Origin of the sequence: Kitasatospora nipponensis, assembly GCF_039528135.1 — a bacterium.
In the GTDB taxonomy this organism is placed as follows: Bacteria; Actinomycetota; Actinomycetes; order Streptomycetales; family Streptomycetaceae; genus Kitasatospora; species Kitasatospora nipponensis.
In genome coordinates this window covers 68,637-81,383 of the sequence record NZ_BAAALF010000015.1, presented here as the reverse complement: position 1 = coordinate 81,383, position 12,747 = coordinate 68,637, and the positions used below count along the sequence as shown (strand labels likewise).

Sequence of the window (12,747 nt, the reverse complement as noted above, 5' to 3'; positions counted from 1 at the left end):
GGCGGAGCGAACCGCCGCTCCTCCTTGAGCAGGTTGGCCAGGCTCTCGTTGCTCACTGTGTGCTCCTTGATTCTTCCGTGCGGGGAGGCGACCTCCCTCGCCGTCGCTTCGATCATCGGCCGTGCAGAGGCCGCCGGGGCTCGGATCACGCAGAACTCTCGGTGCACGGCCCCAAACCCTTCGGTACGGTTCGGGCCGGTCGCCCGTACGGGGGTCGCCCTGCTGGACCGCCCCCGGGCTCGTGTCACCGGATCGCGTAGAGCCTGGTGGGCCGGCGCTGCGCCTGCGGGCTCCAGGGGGCCGCGCAGGTCCGCAGCTCCCACGGGGAGGTCCGGCCGCCGCTGAGGTGCTCGCGGTGCCAGTACCACAGCTCGGGCCGGACGCTCTCGCCGATGCTGCCAAGGATGCGCAGCCGGCTCAGATCGAACCCGTCGGCGGCGTCGTCCCCCCACCGCAGAAGGTCGGCGAACGCGTCCGGCGCCGTGTGCAGCACGGTGACGCCGTGCCTCTGGACGATCTCCCAGAGCCGCCCGCGGTCGGTGGCGCCCGGTGGGTCCTCGCAGATCACCTGGGTGGCCCCGGCCGCGAACGGGCCGTGGACGACGGCGGAGTTCGCGATGATCCAGTCGCTGTCCGCGGTGCACCAGTACACGTCGCCGACGGGCCGCAGACCCAAGGGGGTGGCCCCTGCGCCACCTGCGGACCGGTCGACGGACTCCGGGGAGAGGTGCTCGGCGGGCCGGCGTTCGGTGAGTTCGTGCCACCAGTGGTCGCGGCCCCGCGCCCAGGCGACGCTCTGGCCGGTGCGGCGGACCACCAGGACGGGCGGGGCCGACCGCCGGTCGGCGAGAGCCCGGTCGACGGCCGCCTTCCACGCCACCGGCCGACCCCGGTCGTAGCCACCGTCGGCTGTGACGACCAGTGCGACGAGGGGTCTGCGGCGCCGGGTCGGCCCGTCTCCGGGATCGTGGCTCAGGTCGGGGCAGTCGGCCAGGGCCATCGGGACCGCACCGATCCGGTCGCAGGCCAGCAGGGCGACCACGGTCTCGGGGATCATCGGCAGATGAAGGGCGACCAGGTCGCCGACACGCACGCCCAGTTCGCGCAGGGCGCGGACGGCGCGCCCGACCTCACAGGCGAGTTGGGCGTGGCTGACGTCACGGCTGTCGCCCGCCTCGCCCTCGAAGTGGAGGGCGACCCGGTTCCCCGGTCGGGCCTCGATCTGCTGGTCGGCATCCTGGTACGCCGCGTTCGGTCGTTCCTGGTGCATGCGGCACTCTCCTCGGAAGGTCAGCTGTTCGGTGATGGCCGGCAGAAGCGGTGCCGCTGCCGGCGGGCAACGGCACCGCAGAGCCGGATCGGGTCAGTGAGCGCCCGCGCCGGTGAGCGAACGAACTTCCAGCTCGGCGTACTTGGCGTGCTGCTCAGGCTCGTCGCCGGCGAGCAGGGTGCCCGCCCAGCCGAGCAGGAAGCCGATCGGGATGGACACCACACCGGGGTTCTCGAGGGGGAACCAGGAAAAGTCCGCGTGGGGCAGCAGCGAGGTCGGCTTGCCCGACAGGACCGGCGAGAAGACCACCAGGACCACAGCGGACACCAGCCCGCCGTAGATGCTGCAGAGCGCGCCGCGGGTGTTGAAGCGCCTCCAGAACAGGCTGAACAGGATGGTCGGCAGATTGGCCGAGGCGGCGACCGCGAAGGCCAGCGCGACCAGGGCCGCGGTGTTGAGCTTGTCCGCGAACATGCTCAGCACGATGGACACCGCGCCGATCCCGAGCGCGGCCAGCCGTGCCGCCCGCATCTCCTGCTTCTCGGTGGCCCGACCCTTGCGGATCACCTGGGCGTACAGATCATGGGCGAACGAGGAGGACGAGGCGAGGGTGAGCCCGGCGACCACGGCCAGGATGGTGGCGAAGGCGACGGCCGAGATCACCGAGAGCAGTACGGCGCCCGCGGTACTTCCCGTGCCGCCACCGAGCCGCTCGGCGAGCATCGGCACGGCGGTGGTGCCGGCCGGGTTCGACGCCTTGATCAGCTTCGGCCCTACCAGCGCGGTGGCGCCGAAGCCCAGCACGACGGTCATCAGGTAGAACGCGGCGATGATGACGATGGCCCAGTTCACCGAGTGGCGGGCCACCTTGGCGGTCGGCACGGTGTAGAAGCGCACCAGGATGTGCGGCAGGCCCGCCGTCCCCAGGACCAGGGCGACCCCGAGACTGAGGAAGTCCAGTTTGCTGACGGAGGTCGCGCCGTACTTCAGCCCGGGTTCCAGGAACGCCGAGCCCTTGCCGCTGGCGTGACCGGCCGCGCCGAACAGGGAGGAGAGGTTCCAGCCGAAACGATGCAGCAGCAGCACCGCCAGCAGGGTGGTGCCGGCCATCAGCAACCCGGCCTTGACCATCTGCACCCAGGTGGTGCCCTTCATCCCACCGACGGTGACATAGACGACCATCAGTGCGCCCACGCCCAAGATGATCACCTTCTTGGCGGTGCCGCCCTCCACACCCAGCAGCAGCGCCACCAGCGAGCCGGCGCCGACCATCTGCGAGAGCAGGTAGACGATGGAGACCACGATGGTCGAGATGCCGGCCGCGGTGCGGACCGGACGCTGGCGCATCCGGAAGGCCAGCACGTCGGCCATGGTGAACCGCCCCGAGTTGCGCAGCGGTTCGGCCACCAACAGCAGGGAGACCAGCCAGGCCACCAGGAAGCCGATCGAGTACAGGAAGCCGTCGTAGCCGAAGAGCGCGATCGTCCCGGTGACACCGAGGAAGGACGCGGCCGACATGTAGTCGCCGGAGATCGCGAGGCCGTTCTGGAAACCCGTGAAGGAGCGGCCGCCGGCGAAGAAGTCGGAGGTGCCGCTGGTCCGCCGGCCGGCCCAGAACGTGATGCCGAGGGTCACCAGGACGAATGCGAGAAAGATGCCGATGATCAGGGGGCGGTGTGCGCCGCCGCCCGCTCCTGCCGCCAGGTTCATCTGCCGACCGAGGGTCACTGTGCGCACGTGCAGCCTTCCGAGTCGCGGGCGTCCTGCCGGGCGCCCGCCTGGTGGTCCTGGGTGTCGGCGAACTCGGCCCGCACCTGCTCGGCCACCGGGTCGAGCCGGCTACCGGCGTGCCGGGTGTACAGCCAGGCGATCAGGAAAGTCATGGCGAACTGGAGCAGTCCGAGGACAAAGGCGACGTTGACGTTGCCGACGACCGTCATGGCCATGAAGCCGTGCGCGTAGCCCGACAGCAGGACGTACGAGAAGTAGACGGCGAGGAAGACCGCCGTCATCCGAAATGCGAACCGGCGGTAGCTGCCACGCAGGAGCTCGAACGCCGGGCCGTCCTGCGTGTTCTGATACCACGTCAGGCCGTGGACCTCAGGGGCGACGGACTCCTGGCAACCGCAGGGTACGCCGCCCGGTGAACGTTCGTGGGGCGGCCTCGTGTTGATCATCGTCTCTCCGTGACATGGTGCGAGGGTCCGGCTGTGACCGGCGGCCCGGACAGCTGTGCGGCGGCCTTGGGCCCAGTGCCGCGATGCACGCAGGGCCGGTTGACGGTGCATCGGATCAGGCCGGGGGCTGGTGGCGATGTGGTCCGCGAGGACCGGCCCGACGGCGGCGCCGGGCCGGGCACGACGCTCAGGGAGCCGGGCCGTCCGGTACTCATCCCAGCAGCGTCGGGGACCGCGGATCAAGCGGCGGGGCCCGCACACCCAGACCTTTCGGTCCGCCACCCGCGACCCTTCGGTACCCGCGCCAGGGCTGCCCGGCCCCACCACGGCACGCGCCGGGAGCACCGCACCGCAGCAACGACCACGCCCGGCGGAGTATCGGTCGGGGGGCAGCGGTCCTCGCCCGTCCAAGCGATGGCGCAAGCCCTGGTCGACCCGTCCGGCTGTCGAGGCCGAAGCCCGACGAGCGGCGAAACCCTTCGGTCTCCACCGTCATCCGCCGACCCACGTCGGCTGCCTAGGTTGAGGCGCGGCTCAGGTCCGGACAGAACGGTCCTGACAGTCGGTCGGTATGCGCGACCGGCACGGAAACCGGCCGGCCCGCCAAGGGCGGACCGGCGCGGCAAGGAGACAGCCCGATGGCGCCGAGTAGGACGACGGCAGTGGAACAGGTTCGGGAGGCGACCCGACCGACCGATCCCGGTACTCGGTCGGTCGCCGCCCAGCGGGTGTCGCCAGGCCCGCACCGGATGAACGCCCGGCGCCGACACACGCTCGAACTCCGGCATTCCACCGACCGGTTCAGCAGGGAAGGCTGGTGCGAGACGCCCGCCCACACGCCGCGGCCGGGCGTCTCGCACCAGCCGGCGCTGACGGCCGCCATGGCCACCCTCGCGCTCGCCCTCGTTCCCTGCGCGCTGCTCGCCGCCGGTCTCGGCCAGAGCACCCTCGCAGCGGCGACGACCGCCTCGCCACCGCACAGCGCGCCGCCCCTCCTGTCGGAGATCCCGTCGAACGACCTGCCCCCGGGCGGTCTCGGCGACCCGGCCGGCGCCCCCGCAGCAGCGATCGGGCCGACCTGGCCGACGATGTCCCCCTTCATGGGACTCAGAACGTTGACCTCCTGCGACTCGGGCCGCCGGATGACGGCCCTCAACGCCCCGCCGTCCGACGTTCCGGACGGCACGACGGTCGGCACGACGGCGGCCGGCGGCGCCGACAGCGAGCAGTGGATCGTCTGGCCCACGCCGGGTGGCGAGCTCGTGTTGCAGTCCCTGCTCTCCAGCGGCGCGCCCGAGCCGAGGCTGGTGACCGCCGAGCAGGCCGGTCCGGTTGACCTTCAGCACGACCGCACCGGGACCAACGAGGACGTGGCGGCGCAGCGTTGGCAGTTCACCGGCCCGACGCCGTTGTGGGCGGACACCGACAGCAGGAGCTTTCCGGGCTGCTTCCAGATCCGCGCGCACGACGGTGGCTGCCTGCTGGACCGCGGGGCCGCTCAGGCACTGGCCGTCGGGGACTGCGGAGACCGGACGGCCGGGTGGACCGACCGGGGACCGCACAACCCGGTCGACAGGTGACCGGCCCCGGGCTCCCGGCTTCTGTGCCACCGACTGCAACCTCGACCTGAACGCCCCGCTCCAGTGGAGTGTCCACGGCCGGCCGTAGTCCGTCATCAGCTGACCCGGCACTGCGAAACAGGGCGGTGGGCGCCACCGGCAACTCGGCGCCCACCGCCCTGTTTCGTGTACTCAGTGGGTCCGGGTGACCTTGGCCAGGGCGCGCGGGGCGTCCGGGTCCTGGCCGCGGGCGATGGTGACCTCGTAGGCCAGCTGCTGCAGCGGCAGGATCTCCAGGATCGGCTGGACCTCCTCCGGCACCCCCGCCGGCAGCGCGAAACCACCGGAGGCGGCGTCGACCTGGTCCTGCTGGCCGACCACCACGAGGTCCGCGCCACGGCCGCGCAGGCGGTCCAGGACCGGCTGCAGGGCCTCGCCGCCCTTGCCGTCCGGCACGATCGCGATGACCGGCGAGACGTTGTCCACCATCGCCAGCGGGCCGTGCAGCAGGTCGGCGCCGGAGAACGGGGAGGCCGGGATGTAGGTGGTCTCCATCAGCTTGAGCGCCGCCTCGCGGGCGGTCGGGTAGCCGTAGCCGCGCGAGGTGATGACCAGCCGCTGGGCGAAGCGGTACCGCTCGGCCAGCGCCTTCACCTCGGCCTGGCGGGCCAGCACGCCGGCCGCCAGCTCCGGCAGCACCTTGGCGGCCGCGCCGTCGCCGCCGCGCAGGCCCTCGACGAGGAGGTAGAGCGCGAGCAGCTCGGCGGTGTAGGTCTTGGTGGCCGGCAGCGCCTTCTCGGGGCCCGCCAGCACGTCGATGTGGAACTCGGAGACCTCGGCCAGCGGCGAGCCGGCGTTGTTGGTCACCGCCAGCGTGATGGCGCCGGCCTCGCGGGCGGCCTTGGTGGAGGCGACCAGGTCGGGCGAGCCGCCGGACTGGCTGACCGTGATGACCAGCACGTCGCTCAGGTCCGGCTTGGCGCCGTAGGCGGTGGTGGTGGACATCGAGGTGAGGCCGGCCGGCTTGCCGAGCAGGACCTCGATCAGGTACTTCGCGTAGAGCGCCGCGTTGTCGGACGTGCCGCGCGCGGTGAGCAGGACGAAACGCGGGTTGCGGGCGGCGATCTCGGCCGCGATCTCGCGGATCCTGGGCGCGCCCTCGTCGAGGATGCGCTGCAGGACGGCCGGCTGCTCGGCCATCTCCGCCGCCATGATCCCGCCGAGTTCCGGTATCCGTGACTGGCTCATCCGTCCCAACCCCTCTTCATCAGGTAACGGTTCCTTACAAGAACCTAGACATAGTAACTAGTCATTACTAGAGTTGCGCCAACCCCCTCCCGTTGAACTGGAGCCCCCCATGACGCCGCTCAGACATCGCGTCCTGTCTGCCGCCGCCGCTCTCGGCGCCCTCGTCCTCGCCGCCGGCTGTACCGCCTCCTCCTCCACCGGCAGGGACAGCGCCGACGGACCGGTGACGCTCACCGTGTGGCACGGCTGGACCCAGGACCGCGAGGTCAACGCCTTCAACGCCCTGCTGGCCACCTTCCACGCGGCGCACCCGAACATCACCGTCAAGGCGGTGCCGAACGTCGCCGACGACAAGCTGGCCCAGGGAGTGCGCGGCTCGGACGGACCGGATGTGGAGGTCTCCACCACGACGGACAACGTCGGACAGTTCTGCCAGTCCGGCACCTGGATCAACCTGAATCCCCAACTCACCGTGGCGGGCATCAACCCGATGACGACGTTCCCGGCGCAGGTGCTCTCCTACACCCGGTTCGGGGAAACCCAGTGCGCGCTCCCCCTGCTCGGCGACGCCTTCGGGCTCTACTACAACAAGGACCTCTTCGCGAAGGCCGGCATCGCCGCCCCGCCGAAGACCATGTCCGAGCTGACCCAGGACGCCGTCAAGCTCCAGGAGCTGAACCCGGACGGCTCGATCAGGACCGCCGGCTACGTGCCGAACTTCCACTTCTACGAGTCGAACCCGCGCGACCAGCTCGCCCAGTGGCGCCCGAACTACCAGAACAGGGACGGCAAGTCCGACCTGGCCGCCGAGCCCGGGGTGAGCGACTTCCTGAACTGGGACCGCGACACCCTCAAGGCGCTGGGCGGTTACGACAAACTGGAGGCGTTCCGGACCGCCTCCGGCGACGAGTTCAGCGCCCAGAACGCCTTCGAGACCGGCAAGGTGGCGATGGAGCTCGACGGCGAGTGGCGGATCGACAACCTGACCACCGACAACGTCGCGATGCACTGGGGCGTGGCGCCCTTCCCGGTGCCGGACAACCAGGCCGCCGACTACGGCATCGGCTACACCAGCGGCACCACCATCGGGATCTCGCACGCGAGCAAGCACCAGGCGGCCGCCTGGGAGCTGGTCAAGTGGCTCACCACCGACACCGACGCGGTGACCTCCTTCGCGGACGCGATCAAGAACGTGCCGACCACCTTCGCCGCGCTCAAGGCCTCCGACCTCGCCCAGGACCCCAACTTCAAGACCTTCCTGGACATCTTCGCCAACCCCAGGAGCACCACCACCCCGGCCAGCCCCAACGGCGGCCAGTACCAGACCACCTTCCAGAACTTCTGCTTCGACTGGGAGTCCGGCAAGACCGACGACCTCAAGGGCGGCCTGGCCAAGGTCGACCAGCAGATCGACACCGACAACGCGCAGGCCAAGCAGTGACCGACGGCTCCACCGCAGACCCCGCCGGCCGGGTCCGCCCGCCCGCGGCCGCCCGCCGCACCATCCGCCGGGAGCGCCTGCACACCCTGGGCTTCCTCGCCCCGTTCCTGGTCGGCTTCTGCGCCTTCTTCGCCTATCCGCTGATCGCCACGGTCTACTTCTCCTTCACGCACTACGACCAGGTCAACCCGCCGACCTTCGTGGGGCTGCGGAACTGGGACTACGTGCTCTTCCAGTACCCGCAGTTCGGCACCGCGCTGGCCAACACGCTGTGGCTGGTGGTGGTCATGGTCACCGCCCGGGTGCTCTTCGGGCTGGCGATCGGCATGCTGATCACCCGGGTGAAGACCGGTCTGGGTACCCTGCGCTCCCTGTTCTACCTGCCCTACCTGGCCCCGCCGGTCGCCGCCACCACGGCCTTCGTCTACCTGCTCAACCCCGGCACCGGGCCGGTCAACCAACTCCTGCACAGGCTCGGGATCCCGGCCCCGAACTGGTTCAACGACCCGAGCTGGTCCAAACCCGCACTCACCCTGCTGGCCCTGTGGGGCATCGGCGACCTGATGGTCATCTTCATGGCCGCCCTGCTGGACGTGCCCACCGAGCTCTACGAGGCCGCGCAGCTGGACGGTGCCGGCGCCTGGGCGAAGTTCCGCCACATCACCCTCCCCACCATCAGCCCGGTGGTCCTGTTCGCCGCCATCACCGGCGTGATCAGCAGCATGCAGTACTACACCCAGGCGATCCTGGCCGGTTCACTGGCCAGCGGGATCGGGGCCTCCCCGGGCGTGCTCTTCGAGCCCGGATACCCCAGCGGCTCCACCCTGACCCTGCCCCAACTCGTCTACAGCCTGGGCTTCCAGCACTACAACACCGGCGCGGCCTGCGTGGTCGCCCTGCTGCTCTTCGCGCTCGCCATGGCCTTCACCCTGCTGCTGCTCCGTCGCGGCTCCGGCTTCCTCACCGAGGAGGGGCGATGACCGCCACCCCGTCCAACCGCCGCCCCTCCGCCTCCACCAGGATCGCGGTCGGGTCGCCGCGCCGCAGGAGGGCCTTCGAGTGGATCGCGGTCCACTCGCTGGCCATCGCCGCCGCCGTCTTCTTCACCGCTCCGCTGGTCTTCCTGTTCCTCACCTCGGTGATGACGGACAGGCAGGCGCTCTCCACCGACCTGTGGCCGCAGCACTGGCAGTGGTCCAACTACTCCGCGGTCTTCCACAAGGACGGCTTCCTGACCTGGTGGCGCAACTCGCTGGAGTACTCGGTGCTGGCCACCGTCGCCACCGTGCTCTCCAGCGTGCCGATCGCCTACGCGCTGGCCAAGTTCCGCTTCCGCGGTCGCAACGCGGCCCTGGTCGCGGTCATCGCGATGATGATGCTGCCCCCGCAGGTGGTCGTGGTGCCGATGTACCTGGTCTGGAACCAGCAGCTGCACCTGACAGGCACCCTGTGGCCGCTGATCATCCCCCAGATGTTCGGTGACGCCTTCTCGATCTTCCTGCTGCGCCAGTTCCTGGTCACCGTCCCCGACAGCTACCTGGACGCCGCCAGGGTGGACGGCTGCGGCAAGCTCTCCACCCTCTTCCGGGTGGTGCTGCCGATGTCCCGGCCGGCCGTCGCCGCCGTCGCGCTGTTCCAGTTCTTCTACTGCTGGAACGACTACTTCGGTCCCCAGGTCTACGCCAGCGAGAACCCGGACGCCTGGACCCTCTCCTACGGGCTGGCCTCCTTCCAGGGCGCCCACCACTCGAACTGGAACCTCACCATGGCCGCCACGCTGCTGGTCATGGCCCCGGTGATCATCATCTTCTTCTTCGCCCAGAAAGCCTTCATCGAAGGCGCCACCATGACAGGAGTCAAGGGTTGAGCACCCGCAAGCTGGTCATCGTCGGAGGAGCCTCCACCTACACGCCCGAGCTGGTCGACGGCATCGCCCGGCTGCGCGACACCCTCCAGGTCGGCGAGCTGGTCCTGGTCGACCCGGCCGTCGAACGCCTCGAGCTGATCGAATCCCTGGCCCGGCGCATCCTCGCCCGCCAGGGCCATCCCGCCACCGTCACCAGCACCACCGACCTGGAGGGCGCGGTCACGGACGCCGACGCCGTGCTCATCCAGCTGCGCGTCGGCGGCCAGGACGCCCGCAGCCAGGACGAGACCTGGCCGCTGGAATGCGGCTGCGTGGGCCAGGAGACCACCGGCGCCGGCGGCCTGGCCAAGGCCCTGCGCACGGTGCCGGTCGTCCTGGACATCGCCGAGCGGGTGCGCCACCGCAACCCGCACGCCTGGATCATCAACTTCACCAACCCCGTCGGCATCGTCACCCGCGCCCTGCAGACGCAGGGCCACCGCGCGGTGGGCCTGTGCAACGTGGCGATCGGCTTCCAGCGGCTCTTCGCCGGCCTGCTGGAGGTGGACCACCGCCGGATCCGCCTGGACCACGTCGGCCTCAACCACCTCACCTGGGAACGCGGAGTCACCCTGCTGGACGCTCCCGGCGCCTCGGACGGCAAGCCGGTACTGGACCGGCTGATCAGCGACTTCGCCCCCGCCCTGGAGGAGGAGACCGAACTGCCCGCCGACCTCTTCCGCCGGCTGGGCACCATCCCCTCCTACTACCTGCGCTTCTACTACCAGCACGACAAGGTGGTGCAGGAGCTCAAGTCCCGCCCGCCGCGCGGCGCCGAGGTCGCCACGATCGAGAAGGAGCTGCTCGCCCTGTACGCCGACCCGACGCTCGACACCAAGCCCGAGCTGCTGACCCGGCGCGGCGGCGCCTACTACTCCGAGGCCGCGGTCGAACTGATCGCCGCGCTGCTCGGCACGGCGGCCGGGACCGTGCAGGTGGCCAACGTCCGCAACGCCGGCACCCTGCCGTTCCTCCCCGAGGACGCGGTCGTCGAGGTGCCCGCCCGGATCGACGCCGACGGTGCGCACCCCGAACCGGTCGCCCCGCTCGAGCCGCTGTTCGCCGGCCTGGTCGCGCACGCCTTCAGCTACGAGCAGCTCGCCCTGGAAGCGGCGCTGAAGGGCGGCCGCGACCGGGTGAGCGCCGCCCTGCTCGCCCATCCCCTGGTCGGGCAGCTGGAGCCGGCCGACCAGCTGACCGACCGCCTGCTCGCGCACAACCGGGAGTACCTGCCGTGGACCTGATGGCCTTCGAGTCGCGCGGCGGCCTCTGCCGCGGCCCCGCTCTGGTCGGCGGCGTGCTCGCCATCGACGCCGGCAACAGCAAGACCGACGTCGCCCTGGTGACCAGGGACGGCGACGTGCTGGGCACGGCCCGGGGGCCGGGCTTCGCCCCGCAGGACATCGGCGCGGAGTCGGCCGTCGCGGGCCTGGCCCCGCTGGTCGCCCACGCCGTGCTGGCGGCGGACCTCGACATCGCCCCCACCCTCGGCCCGCTCACCAGCAGGCTGATCGGCTGCCTGGCCAACGCCGACCTGCCGATCGAGGAACAGCGGCTCGGCGACGCGCTGCGCTCGCGCCGCTGGAGCGAGGAGGTGACGGTCGCGAACGACACCTTCGCCGTACTGCGCGCGGGGACCACGGGCGACCGGGGGGTGGCGGTGGTCTGCGGAGCGGGGATCAACTGCGTCGGCCGGCGCGGCGAGCAGACCGTGCGGTTCCCCGCGCTGGGCACCATCAGCGGCGACTGGGGCGGCGGCGGCGACCTGGCGTTGGCCGCCATGTGGTGGGCCAGCCGGGCCGAGGACGGCCGCGGTCCCGCCACCACCCTGGCCGCCGCGATCGCCCGGCACTTCGAACGCCCCAGTGCCCGGGCGGTCGCCGAGGCGGTGCGGCTCGGCACGGTCACCGAGGCGGACCTGCACCAGATCGTCCCGCTGCTCTTCGCGGCGGCCGACGCGGGCGATCCGACGGCCCGCCACCTGGTGGTCCGCCAGGCTGAGGAGATCGGCGCCATGGCCTGCGCCGCGCTGCGGCGGCTCGGCCTGCTCACCGAGCCCACCCCGCTGGTGCTCGGCGGCGGCGTGCTCGCCGCCGGCCATCCGCAGCTGATGCAGGCCCTCGACTCGTACCTCACGCTGCACGCGCCGCTGGCGCAGCCGCAGGTCGTCACCGCGCCGCCGATCGTCGGCGCGGCGCTGCTGGGGCTGGACCGGCTGCACCGCTCGGACGACACCCGGGCAGCGGCGGAGAAACGACTGCGCGACCACTACGCCCGGCGCTGACCGCACCGTCCAGGAGCGCGCAGCGGACCGGAGCGGCGTCGGTGGCGTAGAGTCCTTTGAGCAAAGACGGCCAGTCGATAGTTCTGGTAACGAGTCCATACTAGAATGACGGCATGACGGCTAAGAGTGCCACGCTGACCACGCTGCGCGAGATGAACTCCCGCAGTGTCCTGGATGCCCTGCAGCAGGAGCGCCGGCTCTCCCGGGCGGAGGTCGCCCGCAAGCTGGGCATGTCCAAGCCGACGGCCAATCATGCCATCGGGGTCCTGCGCGAGGCGGGCCTGGTCCGCGAAGCCCCTCGCCAGGAGGGCGAACTCCACTACGGCGCGGTGTTCTTCGAGCCCGCCGTCGATGTCGGCCAGGTGATCGGCATCGACATCGGCATGCGCCACGTCCGGGGCGCGATCGCCGACCTGGAGGGCACCGTGCTCGCCAGGTTCGACCACCCGCGCGGCGCCGAGGGCCCGGAGGACCTGCTGGACTGCGTCGAACGGGTCCGGGACCGGCTGATCGCCGCCGCGCCCGACTGCCCGGACGGCGTGCTGGCCACCGTCGTGGCGGTGGCGGGCGTCGTGGAGCCAGGGTCGGAGCAGCTGCGCGTCAGCAGCGAGCCGGCCCTGGAGGGCTACTCGATCAAGCAGGGCCTCGGCGGCATCCTGCCGGGGGAGCTGGCCCTGGACAACGACGTCAACCTGGCCGCCCTGGGCGAACTCTGGCGCGGCGCCGGAAGGGGCATCGAGGACTTCGCCTTCCTCGCGGTCGGCTCCGGCGTGGGCGCCGGCCTGGTACTGGACGGGCGCCTGCGGCGCGGCCACCACGGAGCCGCCGGCGAGGTGGACTACCCCGGGCACCGCCCCCCCCC

Annotated in this window: 11 protein-coding genes; 7 read left to right on the top strand and 4 right to left on the bottom strand. The window is 71.3% G+C overall.

What is annotated here, in order from left to right:
- Window positions 1–244 precede the first annotated feature (244 nt).
- From ABD323_RS07425 to ABD323_RS07415, 3 genes are all read right to left on the bottom strand, one after another.
- Entirely contained in the window at window positions 245–1,270 is a 1,026-nt protein-coding gene (locus ABD323_RS07425) for an AMP-binding protein (RefSeq protein ID WP_344440418.1), read from the bottom strand.
- Window positions 1,271–1,363: 93 nt separating this feature from the next.
- A complete protein-coding gene (locus tag ABD323_RS07420) occupies window positions 1,364–2,980 on the bottom strand; it encodes a solute symporter family protein (protein WP_344440424.1) in 1,617 nt (538 codons plus the stop codon).
- Window positions 2,981–2,994: 14 nt separating this feature from the next.
- Complete coding sequence (locus ABD323_RS07415) at window positions 2,995–3,447, bottom strand: DUF485 domain-containing protein (protein ID WP_425555896.1); 453 nt, start codon at window positions 3,445–3,447, stop codon at window positions 2,995–2,997.
- A 749-nt stretch (window positions 3,448–4,196) separates the two neighbouring features.
- On the opposite strand from ABD323_RS07415, the gene ABD323_RS07410 reads away from it, so the two are divergent.
- Entirely contained in the window at window positions 4,197–5,027 is an 831-nt protein-coding gene (locus ABD323_RS07410) for a hypothetical protein (protein WP_344440417.1), read from the top strand.
- A gap of 171 nt (window positions 5,028–5,198) precedes the next feature.
- Here ABD323_RS07410 and ABD323_RS07405 read toward each other — a convergent pair whose 3' ends face one another.
- Window positions 5,199–6,254 carry an SIS domain-containing protein gene (locus tag ABD323_RS07405; protein WP_344440416.1) on the bottom strand — a complete coding sequence of 352 codons (1,056 nt, stop codon included), beginning with the start codon at window positions 6,252–6,254 and terminating at the stop codon, window positions 5,199–5,201.
- Between the two features lie 109 nt (window positions 6,255–6,363).
- On the opposite strand from ABD323_RS07405, the gene ABD323_RS07400 reads away from it, so the two are divergent.
- From ABD323_RS07400 to ABD323_RS07375, 6 genes are all read left to right on the top strand, one after another.
- Complete coding sequence (locus ABD323_RS07400; RefSeq protein ID WP_344440415.1) at window positions 6,364–7,695, top strand: extracellular solute-binding protein; 1,332 nt, start codon at window positions 6,364–6,366, stop codon at window positions 7,693–7,695.
- Window positions 7,692–8,675 carry a carbohydrate ABC transporter permease gene (locus ABD323_RS07395; RefSeq protein ID WP_425555894.1) on the top strand — a complete coding sequence of 328 codons (984 nt, stop codon included), beginning with the start codon at window positions 7,692–7,694 and terminating at the stop codon, window positions 8,673–8,675. The genes ABD323_RS07400 and ABD323_RS07395 overlap by 4 nt, the downstream gene beginning before the upstream one ends.
- Entirely contained in the window at window positions 8,672–9,562 is an 891-nt protein-coding gene (locus ABD323_RS07390; RefSeq protein WP_344440414.1) for a carbohydrate ABC transporter permease, read from the top strand. The genes ABD323_RS07395 and ABD323_RS07390 overlap by 4 nt, the downstream gene beginning before the upstream one ends.
- Complete coding sequence (locus ABD323_RS07385; protein WP_344440413.1) at window positions 9,559–10,845, top strand: 6-phospho-beta-glucosidase; 1,287 nt, start codon at window positions 9,559–9,561, stop codon at window positions 10,843–10,845. The genes ABD323_RS07390 and ABD323_RS07385 overlap by 4 nt, the downstream gene beginning before the upstream one ends.
- Window positions 10,845–11,885 carry an N-acetylglucosamine kinase gene (locus ABD323_RS07380; RefSeq protein ID WP_344440421.1) on the top strand — a complete coding sequence of 347 codons (1,041 nt, stop codon included), beginning with the start codon at window positions 10,845–10,847 and terminating at the stop codon, window positions 11,883–11,885. The genes ABD323_RS07385 and ABD323_RS07380 overlap by 1 nt, the downstream gene beginning before the upstream one ends.
- 113 nt (window positions 11,886–11,998) lie before the next feature.
- A partial coding sequence (locus ABD323_RS07375) for an ROK family transcriptional regulator (RefSeq protein ID WP_344440412.1) occupies window positions 11,999–12,747 on the top strand: 749 nt, incomplete at its 3' end.